This window comes from Acinetobacter sp. ANC 3929 (assembly GCF_000369405.1).
Classification (GTDB): domain Bacteria; phylum Pseudomonadota; class Gammaproteobacteria; order Pseudomonadales; family Moraxellaceae; genus Acinetobacter.
Map to the genome: position 1 here is coordinate 419,919 of NZ_KB849994.1, position 17,248 is coordinate 437,166.

The window sequence follows — 17,248 nt, forward strand, 5'->3', positions numbered from 1 at the left end:
TTTTAAAGAAGAACCGTGAGGTTCTTTTTTTATGCCGAAATTTTTAAAAGCTTGACTTGCCTAAATGGAAATATGAATTTTTTTAAATAATATATTGATAGATAACTATTTTATAAATTGAATCATTTAGGCATAATCTATAAAAATGTGAACTGATTTACAAAAATATACACATATCTAGTGATGAAATTGTGTGTCGAACGTAGTGTTTTTTATAAAAAAATGCTTAAAATGAAAATGCTGAAATGATAACAATACGAAAAAAATATGAACTTGCAGAACGATATAAAAGTGAATAATGGATCATGGAAAAAAAGTATGGATTTTAAGTGGTTACTTTATGTAGCAACATTATCTGTGCCAATGACACATGCAACAACACCGAGTGAACAGTATCACACTTTAAAGAACAATATTTCTAAGCTTTTTGTCCCCAAAAGTAGTGATGAGTTTAAAGTGGCTCAAATGCAGAAACTGAGTAAATTTTCTGTAGATACTTCATTGGGTGGTGATTTGCCTGTCGTTGGTTCTGGGCGTCCACAAGATACAGTTCCTGCCGCTTTTTGGCAAAATCAACGGAAAGTATTGAAAGATGCGGTACAGATTGCGGTACAACGTAATCCAGAAATCTCTCAAGGGATTGCAGCATTGGCTTCGCAAAATGCAAATATTGATGTTGCAAAAGCGGGTTACTACCCGCAAGTAGGTGGTGGGGTAAGCACAGGTGATTTAGGTAAAAAAAGTACGCGTGGTCAACAGCTACTGACCTTAAGCGCCACTCAAATGATCTATGACTTTGGTAAAGTTAAGTCTGGGGTTGATGTCGAAAAAGCCAAAGTTTTGGTTGGGCAAGCCAATGTACTGGTGAAAATTGACGACATTTCCTTAGATGCTGCCCAAACCATCATTAATATTCAGCGTTATCAAAAGTTAATTCAAATTGCCAATCAGCAGATTGCAGGGATTAAACGTATTCAAGAAATGGCAAACCTGAGAGCCAATGCAGGGATTAGCAGTCAGGCCGATCCAATACAAGCACAGTCCTACTTGCAATCTGCACAATCCGCGATGATCGCGCAGCAATCCTTATTGAGTCAATACCAGCAGCATTTGTATACCTTGTTAGGTTTTGATGCGCGTAATACACAATGGACAATTTCAGATGATTTTGTGAAACAGTCCGATTTATATGCAGCGCCACAATTCAATACGATTCCACAAATGATTGCAGCACAGGCTGGAATTGAAGTTGCTCGTAATCAAAAATTACAGACACAGGTGAGTAATTATCCAACACTCGCTTTAAAAGGTGAGCTAAGTCAGGCTTTGCATGGACGAAATCCAGGCAATGATAAAGAGGGTGGATTTGATAGTGCCATTATGTTTGAAGCCAGCAGTCAGTTTTATCAAGGGGGAGCAACCTCCTCAAAAACAAGAGCTGCCAGTTTTGCTGAAGAGGCAGCAAAAGCACAAGTCAATGCAGTTTATTTAAAGGTCCTGGATCAAATCAGAACCAGTCGAGAACAAATTGAAAATAAGCAACGCCAAATGCAGGTGTTGGCAGGACAACAAGCAACAACAATACGAACCCGAGAACTTTATCAAGAACAATATAAATTGGGAACCCGAACTCTGGTCGATCTGCTCAATGCAGAACAAGCGATTCATAGTGCGAATTCAGAGGCAGAAACAGCACGTTACGACATTTACAGCAGTATTGCACAATACATCGCTGCGACAGGACGTTCTCGACAAGCCTATGACCTCAATAATATAAAAATCCAAGGATTTGAGGTACAGCCATGATTACAAAAATAACTTATCAGCCATGGTTACAAGCAATTTTAACCATTGCCAAGCATTATCGAATTGAACCCTCTGAGGAACGGATTCGTTTACAACTTGACTGGAACCAGAACCAAAATTTGGATGAAGTTCTGGTACTTATTAGTCGACAGATTGGCTTAAACCTCAGAAAGGTTGCTTTTACCAATGAGGTGATCAACCCTTGGAGGTTGCCTGTTCTCGTCGAACTGGCTGATGGACAAGTGGGCGTCATTGATAAGGCTGACGGAGCGGGTCATGTCAGTATCCAGCTCAGTGGTGATCAAGGCTTATCGCAGAAATTTGCTGTTGGTGCGTTAAAACATATTATCAAGAATGTGTATGTCCTTCGCCCTGAACAGTCTGTTCCCGATGCGCGTGTTGACGAATATATCAAGCCTTTTGAGCAGAGTTGGTTCTGGTCTATTGTATTGCAAGACTGGAAACGTTATATCGATATCATGTTGGCATCGATGATCGCCAATATCTTGGCATTGGCAACCATCATTTTTTCCATGCAAGTCTATGACCGTGTGGTGCCATCGCAATCCATTCCTACGCTTTGGGTCTTGGCGGGTGGTGTACTGATTGCAGCTATTTTTGAGTTTGTACTCAGACTGTCCCGTGTTTACATTTCCGACATTATTGGTAAACGTGCGGATTTACGCATTTCGGATCGTGTTTTTGGTCACGCACTAAGAATTAAAAACAGTGAACGCTCTAAGTCAACAGGAACCTTTATTTCACAAATTCGTGAATTAGAAGGTGTACGTGAGTTGGTGACCTCAACAACGATGGGGGCAATTGCAGATCTGCCGTTCTTCTTTTTATTCCTTGTAATTTTTGCAGTGATTGGTGGCAACTTATTCTGGGTCATGTTGTTGGTGGTTCCTCTAATGATCTTACCTGCGATTTTGGCTCAAAAGAAATTGGCGCAGTTGGCACAGGAAGGGATGCGTGAATCTTCGATTCGTAATGCAATCTTGGTCGAAGCTGTACAAGGAATTGAAGATATTAAGTTATTACGCGCTGAGTCTCGTTTCCAAAACCAATGGAACCACATGAATGAGGTGTCGGCTGATATCAGTATGCAGCAGCGGAAAATTGTGGGCATCCTCACGGCTTGGACACAAAAAATTCAAGGTTTAACCTATGCTGCCGTGATTTTAGTGGGCTGCTTTGCGGTGATGAAAGGTGATATGACGACGGGTGCATTGGTTGCTTGTTCGATTTTATCTTCTCGTATGTTGGCGCCTATTTCACAAATCACAGGTATTTTAGGTCGTCTACAACAGGCAAAAGTAGCGAAAAAAGGCCTTGATGAATTAATGAAAAAACCTGTCGATCAGGCCGATCAAGCACATTTGGTCCATAAAGAAGTATTGCATGGTGACTACGAACTAAAAAACGTTGCATTTCAATATACGGAAGATGATCCACGACCAAGCCTTGCGATTCCTCACCTTAAAATTCGTGCAGGTGAGCGTATTGCGATCTTGGGACGGAATGGTGCTGGTAAATCAACACTTCTACAAATTTTGTCTGCGATGCAATTTCCGAATGCAGGTTCGGTGCATTTAGATGATTTAGATATTAGTTTGATTGATCCTGCTGATGTCCGTCGTGATATGGGATTGCTCAACCAAAATTCGCATTTATTTTATGGCACCATTCGTGAAAACTTGACCCTTGGCGCACCTTTAGCACGTGATGAAGACATTCTGAAAGCCTTAAAAGTCACTGGGGCGCTGAGCTTTGTACATGAGAAAAAAGAAGGTTTGGACCATTTGGTTTTAGAAGGGGGCGTTGGTTTTTCTGGCGGGCAACGACAAGCTTTATTGCTTGCACGATTATTAATTCGTCAACCGAATATCTTATTGTTAGATGAACCAACGGCTTCGATTGATGATGTGGCTGAGAAACAACTGATTGATCATTTGAGAACTTGGTTAGGTTATCGAACCTTAGTCGTGGCGACGCACCGACGTGCTGTTTTGGAATTGGTTGACCGAATTATTGTCATGAATGAAGGCAAGATTGTCATGGATGGACCAGTAGACCAAGTTTTACAACAATCATCTATAAAACAAAAAATAGTTTAATATTAAGAGGAAAATGTATGAGTGAACAACAACAAAACAGCAGTCGTCCAATGAATGTAACTTATAAGGAACCTAAGTTACCTCGTTCGACACTCGTTGTTTGGATGATTGGGATTGGCTTACTTTCACTCTTAATCTGGGCGTGGTTATTTAATCTAGAAGAAGTTTCAACAGGTACCGGTAAGGTCATTCCATCTTCAAAAGAACAGATTATTCAGTCACTTGAAGGTGGAATTCTAACTAAGCTCGATGTGAATGAGGGGGATGTAGTTGAAAAAGGACAAGTCCTTGCACAGCTTGACCCAACGCGGCTTGCATCAAATGTTGGGGAGTCGAAATCTTTATTGATTTCTGCACAGGCAACCGCAGCGCGTTTACGTGCTGAAGTAAATGGTACGCCTTTAAGTTTCCCAGAAGAAGTTCAAAAAAATCCTAAACTTGTACAGGAAGAGACGGCGCTGTATTTGTCGCGCCGTGCCAATTTAGATCAGTCAATTGAAGGTTATGAACAGGCTTCTAAATTAGTGCGCCAGGAACTTGCAATGACTGAGCCCTTGGTTGCGAAAGGTGCTGCCAGTGAGGTTGAAGTATTACGCTTAAAGCGTGAAGCCAATGATTTAAGCAATAAAATCAATGACACACGCAATCAATATTATGTAAAGGCCAGAGAGGAATTGTCTAAGGCCAATACCGATATCCAAACTCAGCAACAAGTGGTGAATGGTCGAAATGACAGCTTGTCACGCGCAGTGTTTAAAGCACCTGTACGTGGTGTGGTGAAAGAAATTGACGTTACTACAGTGGGAGGTGTCATTCCTCAAAATGGCAAGCTCATGACGATTGTACCTTTAGAAGATAAATTGTTGATTGAAGCACGTATTTCACCGCGAGATATTGCATTTATCCATCCAGGGCAAGAAGCTTTAGTTAAAATTACAGCTTATGATTATTCTATTTATGGGGGTCTAAACGGAAAGGTCACGGTGATTTCACCAGATACCATTCGTGATGAGGTGAAGCAGGATCAATTCTATTATCGTGTATATATCCGTACCGACTCAGACCGTTTATACAACAAAGCAGGTAAAACTTTTAGCATTACCCCGGGTATGGTAGCAACCGTTGATATTCGTACGGGGCAAAAAACCATTATGGATTACTTGTTGAAACCGTTTAATAAAGCCAAAGAAGCGTTACGCGAACGCTAATTTCTATGGATCAAAAACCTCGCTCAATGCGAGGTTTTTTTGCGCTCGACAAAGATGAATTTTGGAAAAAAGGCATCTCAAATAACAAGATTACACCATTCAAATATTGATCAGTTCTGATAAAGTAAATTGAATTACTGGAAAATTCATGTAATTGAGAAGGAACTGAAAAGCTAAAAAAGGATGGTTATGCAAAATAATGTAATTATTGACGAACTTAAAGATGTATTGAAACCACATCAGATTCTCACCACAGCAATCGCGAAGGCACCTTATTTAAAAGGGTTCAGGGTTGGAAAGGGTGAAGCTCTAGCGGTGGTTATTCCTGACAGCTTATTAGAGCTTTGGAAAATATTGGAGTGTTGTGTCAAACATGATGTGATCATGATTCTACAGGCAGCGAACACGGGTGTTACAGGTGGTTCAACTCCAGATTCTAATCATTATGACCGTGATGTTCTGGTCATCAGTACACGAAAATTAAAAGGCTTACAGTTATTAGAACAAGCAACTCAAGTGATTGCTTTTCCTGGAACCACACTAACCGAATTGGAAAATGCACTCAAACCTTATCAGCGAGAACCGCATTCAGTGATTGGCTCTTCATGTATTGGTGCTTCCGTAATCGGTGGTGTCTGTAATAATTCAGGAGGTTCTTTAATTCATCGTGGGCCGACTTATACTGAAAAATCTTTATTTGCCCAGATTGATGACACGGGGAAGTTAATTTTAGTCAATCATTTAGGTATCGATTTAGGTGACACACCTGAAGCAATTTTTGCCAATTTAGAACAGCAAAACTATGTTACGGGCCAAACAGCTACATGGTCAGGACGAATTTGGGCAGACAATTATGCGGATAATTTGCGTGATACTACTTCTCCAACACCGACCCGATTTAATGGCAATCCTGAATATTTACACGAGAGTGCAGGTTGCTCAGGTAAATTAGCGGTCTTTGCTGTTCGATTACCGACCTTTGAAGCCGCAACACAAACCAGCACCTATTTCATCGGAAGTCATGATGCGTCGGAACTAATTCAGTTACGCAAATATCTATTGCAGCATTTGTCTGTACTTCCCAGCCAAGCTGAATATATGCATAGACAGAGCTTCGAACATACCCAACGTTATGCCAAGCATATGTACAAGGCGATTGAGATCTGGGGGGCTGAAAAAATTCCGATGCTCTTGGCGCTGAAATCACGGGTAGATGCACTTTTCAAACGTGTGCCGATACTGCCAAGCAATATGACAGATCGTTTGATTCAGTTGTTTAATCGTCTCACACCAACGTGGGTTGAGCCGAGATTACAGGCATTTCAGCAAAAATATCAGCATCTACTGATGCTGAAAATCGATATGCAGCAAAATGATGAGTTAAAGCATTTATTCATGGGTTTTTTCGAAGGGAAAACAGAGCAATTTTTTCAATGTAATGAAAAAGAAGAGAAAAATGTTTTTCTGATCCGTTTTGCTGTTGGCGGCTGCATGGTTTATTACTGTGATCGTGAAGCAATTGATCCCAATGAACGATTGGTCTCGTTTGATGTTGCATTTAGACGTAATGACCAGCAATGGTTAATCGAGCTACCTGAGCATCTTCAGCAACAGGTGATCATGGAAATTAGTGCAGGTCACTTTTTTTGTTTTGTTTTACATCAAGACTATCTGCTCAAACAAGGCGTGGATGCTCAGCAGTTTAAGAAAGAAGTGCTGAGCTATTTACAGCAACGAGGTGCTAAATACCCAGCTGAACATAATATTGGTCATCTTTATCAAGCGTCTTCTGATTATTCAGCACATTTAAAACAATTGGATCCGACCAATAGTTTTAATCCAGGGATAGGCAAAACCAGTAAATATAAGCATTGGCGTTAAGGTCTAACACAATCAGACTTTTTGTAAGCTGAGTGATCTCTACGATCAGTCCTCATCTCGTCATTTGCTAAGCCCCTAGCACTATATGAGGTTTTTTATTTAGGTCGTAAAAAGCTATAATCTTGTTTTAAATTTTATATTTATGTTTTATGCCATTCACCATTGCCAGTTCAGTTACTTTTGAAGAAGACATTAAAAAAAGTCGTTTCCAAGCGATTGCGGCAGTTGTTGAAAATGAACAGCAAGTAAAGACCTTTTTAGAAGAAACCAAAGATTTATCCACGACCCATCAATGTTGGGCATGGAAGATAGCTCATCATGTTCGTTTTAATGATGATGGTGAACCTTCGGGAACAGCAGGGCGGCCCATACTTGCTACCATTGAAGGGAATGATCTGACCAATATCATTGTATTGGTAAATCGTTGGTATGGCGGTATTAAATTGGGTACTGGCGGTTTAGTACGAGCTTATGGCGGATGTGCAGGGCAATGTTTGCTTCTTGCTGAAAAAATTGAGCTGATTGAAAAAAAACAAATCCGCTTCAGCTGTTGGTTTAATGAATGGGCCATTATTCAATATGAATTAATGCAACAACAGATTGAGTACCAAGAGAATTATACTGAAACAGGTGTTGCTATTGATGCACGTGTTCAAGTCCATCAGATTGAGCCGTTAAAACTCAAACTTCAAGATGTCACGAGAGGCCGTGAGCAAGTGCGATTGGTTGATGAGGAGCAAGATAAAAATGAGTGATCCTTTACTAAAATACCGAGAGCAACATAAGCAACGCTTGAATTATATGCCTTGGCTGTATTGGTCTTTGAAACCGAAACATCGGGAATGGGCCGAAGCATGGCAGGCAGAATATCAGGCTTATTTGATGGAAATGGAAACTGTCGAAATTGGTCAGAACTGCTTTATTTCACCTTTGGCTCATATTTTTGCAGAGCGTGGTCGCAAAATCAGTATTGGAGACAATACTTTTGTCGCTGCAGATTGCACTTTGCATGGCCCCTTAGAGATTGGCAATGAAGTGGCCATTAACCATCATTGCATTTTAGATGGGGGACGTACGGGGATTAGGTTACATGATCAGGTTCGGATAGCTGCCTATAGCCATTTATATGCGTTTGATCATGGGATGGAAATGGATCGTCCAATCTATCAACAACCTGTGACTTCCAAAGGCATTGAGATTGGCCGTGATGTCTGGCTTGGGGCACATGTGGGTATTAAGGATGGAATCAAGATTGGCGATCATGCCGTGGTGGGTATGAACAGTATGGTAACCAAGAATGTTGAAGATTATGCGGTTGTTGCAGGGAATCCTGCAAAATTAATTCGTTATCGAACTGAATAAAAAAGCGTATGAGATTCGATACATAAATTTAACCCACCACGCTTTCATCTATGCTAAGTTAAAAATAAGTAGAAGACCTAAGGTATATACCTAGAGAGAGGCGAAAATGAACCGTGTAATTGCATGTATTGATTCTTCACCCTGCATTGATGCTGTTGCAGAAGCCGCAGTGTGGGTTGCGAAACAAACGCAAAGAGAGTTGGTACTGTTGCAAATCTTGGACTATTACCCAGCTAGCTACCATTTAGGTGAAATCAGTGGCGTGATTGGCTTTGAAAGTAATGCCATGCTACTCAAAGAACTTGCGGAGTTGGAACAAAAACAAAGTGAGTTGGCACTCGATTATAGTAATAATTTACTTAAACACATTTCCGAACTAATCGAAAAACAATATGGCTTAACCAGCACCAAGATTCAGGAAAAAGGTGATTTTCTTGAACAAAGTTTTAATATCCTGAATGAAAATGATGTTGTCATCATGGGACGGGTAGGTGAACGTGCTGCCGAGAAGAACAAACCGATTGGAAGTAATGTTGAAAACTTTATTCGTGGTGCAAATTGTACGGTGATTACCGTTGGGGAACATTTCCAGCCACCGAAACGCTTTATCTTCGCTTATGAATATTCACCAACCTGCCAAAAGATGCTGCAACGTATCGCGCAGAGTGACCTGTTGAAGAAACTGCAATGTCATTTACTGTATGTTGGTGATCATCCTGAAATGCTGGCTGAGCCTGAGAAGTATCTGACGGATGCAGGATTAGAGGTAGTATCGGTTTACCGTTATGGTGATGTGGCCCAAAATATCCTTGAATATCAAAGAGAACATGATATTCAATTGATTGTACTGGGTGCATTTAGCCACAGTAAAATTCATCAATTCTTCTTGGGCAGTATCACTACAACGATCTTCCGTAATGCCAATGTTCCACTATTAGTTGCTAAGTGATTCATTTTATTCCATATAGTTATCCGCAATTCCTGTGGATAACTGTATGGAAAAGCACTGGAGATAAATATAATTTGTTGATATTGCACAACTAAATTAAATAGGTTGTTTTTTAATCTCTACTTGACGATTGCAATGGCAAAACCATCGTGGCCTTTTGAACCAACGGTTTGCAAAGCTGTACAAGAAAGCAGTTGAGGGTGATCTTTCAACGCCGTGAATGCTTCACGGATTCCTTCAATACTTGGTTTCTTGTTATTCTCATCCAGAATATCTCCTGCACGAATCACATTATCCAGTACGATAATGGTACCTGAGTGAGCAAGTTTTAAACTTAATTCAAAATACTCACGGTAACTTTGTTTATCCGCATCAATGAAAATCAAATCAAACGGCTCACTACCTTCTGCGATCAATTGGTTCATGATATCTGCACCACGACCTTTTTTGAGCTCGATTGTGGTTGGCATATTGGCAAAATCAATATTTTCCTGCGCAATGATGACATGGGTATCACGGCCTTCAACGGTGAGTAGATAACCATCTTCAGGAAGGGCCTTGGCCAGCCAAATGGTACTATAAGCTCCAAAAGTACCGAGTTCCAATACACGTTTGCATTGATTCATCTGAATCAACATTTGCAAAAACATGCCTTGATTTGGTGCAACAGCCAAATGATTAGAAAATCCCTGAGTATCAGTATTGTCTAATGCATGTTGAAGTCTTGGGTCTGTGGGAATTAAATGTGAATTGATATAGTCATCAATCTCGGTCCACATCTGTTGCATAATCAAGTTTACCTATGAATCTGTTAGCTGCATTTTAAACATTTATGCTCAGAGTGCAATTTGATTGGCACATGAAACATCATCATGAAACAAAAAAGAGATCATTTAGATCTCTTTTTCTTGTGATATCTGGTTTAGAAATTACACATTGAGCTGTTTCGGGTAAGGTCTGGCCCCCAAGTACGGTAACCTTGGGTATCGATATGGATTTGACCTGAACTATATAAACCAATGCCTAGGTCTAGGCTTTGACCATGCTGAGCCCAGAATTGGCAGAGCTTGAATTTAGTTTGCTCAATAAAAGCATAATCTTGTGGCTGTGGGTATTCTGGCCCAATACGGAAATCGATGGCTGAGTTGAATAAATGTTTTGAAGAACCTGCACCGCCAGCACACTGGTTCAGTGGCAAATCACGATAGACAGAAGTGACTTCAAAATCCGTTAACACTTTTGCTGCGACAAGATATTTAAAGGCACGTAAGGTTGGAAGGGCATTACCCCATAACTCACGGTTCGGCACCATATATTCTGAACGACCACATTTTTGCCAGTCTCGTGCAGTACGGAGTAACTCAAAACTTGGAACAATATGGGCAACATTATTACGGTTTAGGAATTGCTCGTATTCACGGACACGTGCGTAGTTATCGCCTTGATTGAGCCATTGGCGGTAAGAGGCTGGTTCAACTTTATTGGGAATCGGGCGTGTAAAAGTGACTTGTTCTTGCGGGATATAAATTCTTTTACCTTGGTTTTGATTTACTTTTGTTGTGGAACTGGTACAACCCACCATCATCACAGGGATGATAAATAATGATAATAGACCCTGTAATTTATTTCGCATCATAAAAAGGCAGTTCAAATCTGTAGGCGTATTATTTTAATGCAAAATGGCGCATGAATAATGATGTAATTGCAAAGAAATGTGTGATTCAGGTATAAGAAAGGCCAGTATTACTGGCCTTTTCAATTATTTTTCTAAATATTGCAGCTTGTCTGGTTTACCGTTCCAATCTTCACGGTCAGCTGGTTGTTCACCAATTTGCGTGATGTTATTGCCTGCCCATTTTTCTGATAATTCAGCATTGAGCTCAATAAAGACTTCTTGGCCTTCTGGTAACTCGTCTTCAGAGAAGATTGCATTTGCAGGGCATTCAGGCTCACACAGCGCACAATCAATACATTCATCTGGATTGATCACAAGGAAGTTAGGACCTTCGTAGAAGCAGTCAACAGGACAAACTTCAACACAATCTTGATATTTACATTTAATACAATTTTCAGTGACAACGAAGGTCATGGCGGCAGCTACCTAAAAAATATGGTTTTCATTTTCAATGGTGTATTTTAGGCAAAAAAGACTGACATAAACAATTCCTTTTATTGATATTTATTATTCGTATCAATGAAATGGACTTATTTATATGACTTTTGTTGATAATAACTCTCAAAAACAGACTTAATGACTCGATTTTTGTCTCTTTTTTAACCCGCCACCATCTTGCTTATTGACCGTTGCCCAAGCAATCCGTTCGGCTTCTTCTTGAGAGTGACCTTGCTCTAATTCACTTTCCTCAATATGTTTTGCTTGTCTTTTCTGTTTTGCTGTATAAGCAGATTTATCGCCACGTGACATGATTATTTCCTCTATATATAGTTTTAATACAGGATTAGCATGCTCGGTGGGGGCAGTTGGTGAGCAATTGTTCGTTTTAAGGTCGGCTATGTAAATAAGCTCTATCATGAATGATAGAGCTTATTGAAGGATATCAGCTTTCAAGTGTTTGACTTGTCTTAAATAAAGCCTTTAATTGATAGAGTTGCTCTAGGGCTTGACGTGGTGTCAGGTCATCGACATCAATATTTTGTAACAACTCTAATGCTGGAGATTTTGCTTCAACCTCAACCACTTTCTCAATAACTTGCGTTTCGATCTCATGCTCAACAGCACTGAATAAATCATTTTGCACGCTACTTTGCAAATGTTGATGCTGTTGTTTTTCCAGAATCTTCAGGCGCTTTTGTGCTTCTTTAATCACATTGGCTGGAATACCTGCCAACTTTGCCACTTGTAAGCCATGACTTTGACTCGCGGGCCCATGTTGAACTTTATGTAGCAAAATCAGATTACCATTCAGTTCTTGTGCGGTGACGTGATAGTTATCAATACCTGCTTCGCTACCCAGTTCTGTCAATTCAAAATAGTGTGTTGCAAAAAGACAGAGACATTTTACACGTTTGGTTAAATCAACCACACAAGCCCAAGCTAAAGAAAGACCATCATAAGTACTGGTGCCACGACCAACCTCATCCATCAACACTAATGACTGACTGGTTGCATGATGCAAAATTTGTGAAGTTTCAGTCATCTCGACCATAAAGGTTGATTTACCGGTCGATAAATCATCGGCAGAACCGATTCGGGTAAAGATACGGTCAATCGAACCCAGTTTTGCCGATTTAGCTGGTACGAAACTACCGCAATAGGCAAGTAAGCTAATCAACGCGGTTTGACGCATAAAGGTCGATTTACCCCCCATGTTTGGCCCTGTGATGATCGCCATACGATGTTGGGTATCTAAAAAGGTATCATTCGGTGTAAATGGAGCTTTGTTTAAAGCTTCAACCACAGGATGGCGACCTGCCTGAATTTTGATACTGGTTTCAGGTGTATACTCAGGTCTCGCCCAATTGTTGAGTCGAGCTTGATGTGCGAAGTTTGCGAGCACATCAATATATGCAATCGCAGCACTCATCATCTGTAAATGCGCGATGTTTTGACGTAATTCATCTAACAACGATTCAAACAACAGCTTTTCGCGGGCGAGGGCACGGGATTCACTGGAAAGAACTTTATCTTCAAAGCCTTTGAGTTCTGGCGTGATATATCGCTCAGCATTTTTGAGGGTTTGACGACGAATATAGTCGGCCGGTGCTTGTTCTGCTTGTGCACGAGTCAGTTCGATATAATAACCACTGACACGGTTGTAGCCGATTTTCAGGGTATTGATACCAGTACGTTCACGTTCTTTAATTTCTAAATCTATTAAGAATTGTCCTGCATGATCACGGATTTTCCGTAGCTCATCCAGTTCATCATCATAGCCTTCTGCAATTACATTGCCATCACGTAATAATACAGGTGGACTCTCAACAATTGCTGCAATCAAATGCTGGTGCAGACTTTTGAAGTCACCCAGTTCTTCATCTAATTGGGTTAACAGTTTAGATTGCTGTGTTTTTAAAACAGGCCCGAGTGCATGACGCAAGAATGGAATCTGTGCGCAGGCTTGACGCAGTTGAACCAAATCACGTGGACGGGCACTGCCTAAAGCAACTCGACTCAGTACACGTTCAATATCCCCAATTTCTTTGAGCACCAAACGTAATGGTGACTCATGGTAGCCTTTTAACAATTGCTCGGTTGCATCGAGACGCGCATCTAAAACAGCAGTATCACGAATTGGCTGCATTAAAGTACGGCTCAGTAAGCGTCCGCCCATCGCTGTTTGGCAATCATTAATCAATTGGAACAGTGATGTACCATGATCAAACAAGGGTTCAATAATCTCTAAATTGCGACGTGTGATTGGATCCAGTGCTATAAAATCGGTACTTTGTTCAATCTGAATAGAACGAATATGGGGCAATGCTGTTTTTTGGGTTTCTTTGGCATAGTGAATCAACGCTGCTGCCGCTGCTTTAGCGAGCGGGACAGGGTCTAATCCAAATCCTGATAAGGTTGATACAGCAAATTGATCACATAAGGTTTTTTGTGCATTGTTTAAATTAAAATCAACATTTGGACGCTTGGTAATTGGACAATCTAAATTTTTCTTAATTTGTTCAATAATATTCTTATCAATAAGATCTTCGTCAATCAGGATTTCGCTCGGCATTAAACGTGCCAGTTCAATCGCAAGCTGTTCTGGTTTATAGTCTTGTTGTTGAACTTTAAAAATACCGGCACTCAAGTCGAGTAAAGCAAAACCAATTTGATTTTGTTGAATACACAATGCAACCAGATTTGACGATTGATAGCTACCAAGTAGTGCATCATCAGTTAAGGTTCCTGGCGTTAAGATACGGACAACTTTACGCTCAACAGGGCCTTTGCCTGTGACTTCACCCACTTGCTCACAGATCGCAACAGTACGGCCAGCTTTGACTAAACGCGCGAGATAACCTTCAGCTGCATGATAAGGTACACCAGCCATTGGAATTGGTTGACCGCTGGCTTTGCCTCGATGCGTGAGGGTAATGCCTAAAAGTTTGGCTGCTAAATGAGCATCTTCAAAGAAAAGTTCATAAAAATCGCCCATACGGTAGAACAGCAATGCATGTTGATAGTCTGTTTTGACTTTGAGATACTGCTGCATCATTGGTGTGTGGTTGGAAAGGTCTGCTATGCTATTATTATCATTCATTGTTATTAATTCCTTTATTTTCAATATTTTTAATAGTATATGACATAAACAGGATATCCGAAGGTGTAGGAGAAAATCTAAGTAAATACAGCCTAAGCTAAAACATTAGTGTAGGTTTTAGTGTAGGTTATTTTAGTTTAAACTAGCCATCATTCCTTATCAATATTGGAAAATGGACAGCTTGAAAGGATAACAAATAATTCAATCTTCTTGTGAGGTTTAAAGTGGTTCGCTCAATAGATCAACAAACGCCAATAAAAAAAGCACTTTCAGCCAAAGCCATTGAGAAGATGAAAATTGGTGATCCTGACAAGGCAGATATTGGGGAATATGTAGGGCTACGGGTACATTGCGGAAAAACAGGAATGAAGACTTTTTTCTACCGTTACCGTAGCCCTATGGATGATTCAATTAAACAATACAAGATAGGAACTTTCCCTCAAGTTACATTGGCTGAGGCAAGGATTGAACTCACTCGTTTAAAAGCTGAAAGGAATCAGGGGATTTGTCCAAAACATAAAAAAGAGCAGGAAAAGCTTCAACAACAGATTGAACAGGAGCTTGCACAAAAAGATATGTCTCAACTCACTGTGTCTCAGATGATAGAGATGTATTTGACTGAAGTGATTGAAGATCACTGGATTACTGATCCTCGAACAGGGGAAAGGAAAAAGGTTTTGGGGGTGCGAAAGCCTAAAGGTCAATCTGAAACACGACGAACTCTGTATGGCGATGCGGTACGGGTTTTGGGAAATCGGGTTGCTTTGGAGGTAACTAGAAAGGATGTGGTGGCTTTAACCAAAGAGATTATTGATCGTGGTTCTAATGTGCAGGCTGGACGGGTATTGTCCGAATTAACATTGGCTTATGAATATGCCATCGGGTTAGAGCGATTTCCTGCCAATTTTGCCAATCCTGCCTTATTAGCAAAAATGAGTATTAAGCAGTCAAGGCTGAAAGTAACTTGTAAAAAGGGTACACGAGTTTTAAATGATCAGGAATTAAAACGTGTATTGGCTTGGTTGCCCACATCCGGATTTACAACCCATCAAAAACATATCCTTTATTTAACGTTGTGGACAGGTTGCCGTACTGGAGAATTGTGTGATGCACAATGGAGCGATTTTGATTTAGATCAAGGTATATGGCATCTAAAAGCTTCAAAAAATAGCACTGAGCGTTATGTTCAGTTATCAACCCAATGCGTTAATTTCTTATACACATTCTACAAACCTGATCAGAAATATTTATTCGCTTCGAGTCGAACAGGGCTTCCTATTCAGCAAAAGTCTTTGAGTGAAATGAAATGGCAACTGAAGAATCCAGAGAAAGTTCAAACGAAATATCGTCCTGAGCAACTTTGGTTAGAAAATATGGATGATTGGAATCCACATGATTTACGGCGGACGGTTAGAACAGGATTGTCTAGGTTAGGCTGTCCTACAGATATTGCAGAAGCAGTTCTAGGGCATTCCAAAAAGGGAATTGAGGGAACGTACAATCTGCATAATTATGAAGCGGAATGTGCGGAGTGGTTGAAGAAATGGGCGGATCATTTGGATAGCATTAGAAAGAGGTAACCCCTTGATAGAGGATTGTCGGCAATCTCGGTCTTTGCCAAACACTAAAAAACTCTTGAAGCCCTTGTATATACAAGGGCTTTTTTATACAAAAAATAGTTGTAAAATTTGTATATATTTGAAAATTTTTGATTATTTAAACTTATTAAATATTGAATAAAATAGAAGTCTTAAATTTAATTTATTTTTGAGAATTTTTAGGTTCTAAACTTGTATTTTAGAATAATTCTAATATATTTAAATCAATTGGTTAATGAGTTTTTGATATGGATTTTAATACAAAAATTAGAATTGAGAATTTTGATTTTATTGAACAGCTAAAAAATCTTTATTTAGATATTAAACTCACTGGTAACGGCGAGGAACAATTTTTAAATTTTCAAGATGCTCTTAATGTTTATCAGTTATTGGATAGAACAATGCCTGTACTCGTTTCGAGTTATGATGGAAGTGATGAGAGCCTAGAGAAATGTTTTGAAGATGAGCGAGTAGAAAAGCTGATCAGTGCTATAAAAAATGTAAAAATTTTCCCAAATACGAATTTGTATAAGATCAATCAAAATTATTTCTATGAATATAGAACTTTTTTAGAATTTGCCTCTCAGGTGCGTTCTAAAAAAACTCTAAAGGTAGCTAATGGTAATATTCTTTTATTTGATGAAACACAGGAATGTTGGAATTTTTCGGAAAGAAACTATGCAAAAGAATTTTTAAAAGCATATATTTCTGAGCGGTATAAAAATCATCTAGAAGGATCAAATTCATCCAGCAGTAAAAAAAGACTTAGTGATAAACAGGATAAGGAGATTGAAAAACTACAACTTAGATTTGAGCAAGATACTGCTTCACTACTTGTCGCTACAGGCATGCTTTATGTTGTAGCTGTCAAAGTCAGCTTTAAAGATTTAACAGGTGATCCTGAAAAATTTAAGATGCTTAGTGAAGTAATAAATATTTTGATAGGAAATTTGGAAAATATAAAAAGTATTGTTCAGATACGCTACTTACCATTCTACAATGCAAATGGTCATTCAGAATATTTTGTGATTTTTTTGGTTCAATCACCAATACCGCTTGATGAAGAAGATTGATATACGCTGAATTATCAGGAGACTTTCCCTTGGGA

General features: G+C 39.7%; 14 protein-coding genes. 9 read left to right on the forward strand and 5 right to left on the reverse strand.

The window, feature by feature from the left end; genetic code table 11:
• Positions 1 to 318: 318 nt before the first annotated feature.
• From F909_RS17720 to F909_RS17690, 7 genes are all read left to right on the forward strand, one after another.
• Positions 319 to 1,806: a TolC family protein gene (locus F909_RS17720; protein WP_005145581.1), complete on the forward strand. Its 1,488-nt coding sequence runs from the start codon at positions 319 to 321 to the stop codon at positions 1,804 to 1,806.
• Entirely contained in the window at positions 1,803 to 3,926 is a 2,124-nt protein-coding gene (locus tag F909_RS17715) for a type I secretion system permease/ATPase (protein ID WP_005145582.1), read from the forward strand. Before F909_RS17720 ends, F909_RS17715 begins: the two co-directional genes overlap by 4 nt.
• A 17-nt stretch (positions 3,927 to 3,943) precedes the next feature.
• Positions 3,944 to 5,134, forward strand: a complete 1,191-nt coding sequence (locus tag F909_RS17710; RefSeq protein WP_005145584.1) for an HlyD family type I secretion periplasmic adaptor subunit — start codon at positions 3,944 to 3,946, stop codon at positions 5,132 to 5,134.
• A 189-nt stretch (positions 5,135 to 5,323) separates the two neighbouring features.
• Complete coding sequence (dld, locus tag F909_RS17705) at positions 5,324 to 7,015, forward strand: D-lactate dehydrogenase (protein ID WP_005145586.1); 1,692 nt, start codon at positions 5,324 to 5,326, stop codon at positions 7,013 to 7,015.
• Between the two features lie 149 nt (positions 7,016 to 7,164).
• The gene (locus F909_RS17700) at positions 7,165 to 7,770 is read left to right on the forward strand and encodes an IMPACT family protein (RefSeq protein ID WP_005145587.1); all 606 of its coding nucleotides are present in this window, start codon (positions 7,165 to 7,167) and stop codon (positions 7,768 to 7,770) included.
• Positions 7,763 to 8,377 carry an acyltransferase gene (locus tag F909_RS17695; RefSeq protein ID WP_005145589.1) on the forward strand — a complete coding sequence of 205 codons (615 nt, stop codon included), beginning with the start codon at positions 7,763 to 7,765 and terminating at the stop codon, positions 8,375 to 8,377. Before F909_RS17700 ends, F909_RS17695 begins: the two co-directional genes overlap by 8 nt.
• A 106-nt stretch (positions 8,378 to 8,483) precedes the next feature.
• Entirely contained in the window at positions 8,484 to 9,326 is an 843-nt protein-coding gene (locus F909_RS17690) for a universal stress protein (RefSeq protein WP_005145591.1), read from the forward strand.
• A 119-nt stretch (positions 9,327 to 9,445) separates the two neighbouring features.
• Here F909_RS17690 and F909_RS17685 read toward each other — a convergent pair whose 3' ends face one another.
• From F909_RS17685 to mutS, 5 genes are all read right to left on the reverse strand, one after another.
• Complete coding sequence (locus tag F909_RS17685; protein ID WP_005145593.1) at positions 9,446 to 10,114, reverse strand: O-methyltransferase; 669 nt, start codon at positions 10,112 to 10,114, stop codon at positions 9,446 to 9,448.
• Between the two features lie 134 nt (positions 10,115 to 10,248).
• On the reverse strand, positions 10,249 to 10,962 hold the full coding sequence (locus F909_RS17680) for a D-Ala-D-Ala carboxypeptidase family metallohydrolase (RefSeq protein WP_005145595.1): 714 nt from the start codon (positions 10,960 to 10,962) through the stop codon (positions 10,249 to 10,251).
• A 123-nt stretch (positions 10,963 to 11,085) separates the two neighbouring features.
• Positions 11,086 to 11,415, reverse strand: a complete 330-nt coding sequence (fdxA, locus tag F909_RS17675) for a ferredoxin FdxA (RefSeq protein ID WP_005145598.1) — start codon at positions 11,413 to 11,415, stop codon at positions 11,086 to 11,088.
• A gap of 159 nt (positions 11,416 to 11,574) precedes the next feature.
• Positions 11,575 to 11,751, reverse strand: a complete 177-nt coding sequence (locus tag F909_RS21215; RefSeq protein ID WP_005145601.1) for a hypothetical protein — start codon at positions 11,749 to 11,751, stop codon at positions 11,575 to 11,577.
• 133 nt (positions 11,752 to 11,884) lie between these two features.
• Complete coding sequence (mutS, locus tag F909_RS17665; protein WP_005145603.1) at positions 11,885 to 14,542, reverse strand: DNA mismatch repair protein MutS; 2,658 nt, start codon at positions 14,540 to 14,542, stop codon at positions 11,885 to 11,887.
• A gap of 224 nt (positions 14,543 to 14,766) precedes the next feature.
• On the opposite strand from mutS, the gene F909_RS17660 reads away from it, so the two are divergent.
• Positions 14,767 to 16,122, forward strand: a complete 1,356-nt coding sequence (locus F909_RS17660; RefSeq protein WP_005145605.1) for a tyrosine-type recombinase/integrase — start codon at positions 14,767 to 14,769, stop codon at positions 16,120 to 16,122.
• Between the two features lie 266 nt (positions 16,123 to 16,388).
• The gene (locus F909_RS17655; RefSeq protein WP_005145607.1) at positions 16,389 to 17,213 is read left to right on the forward strand and encodes a hypothetical protein; all 825 of its coding nucleotides are present in this window, start codon (positions 16,389 to 16,391) and stop codon (positions 17,211 to 17,213) included.
• Positions 17,214 to 17,248 lie beyond the last annotated feature (35 nt).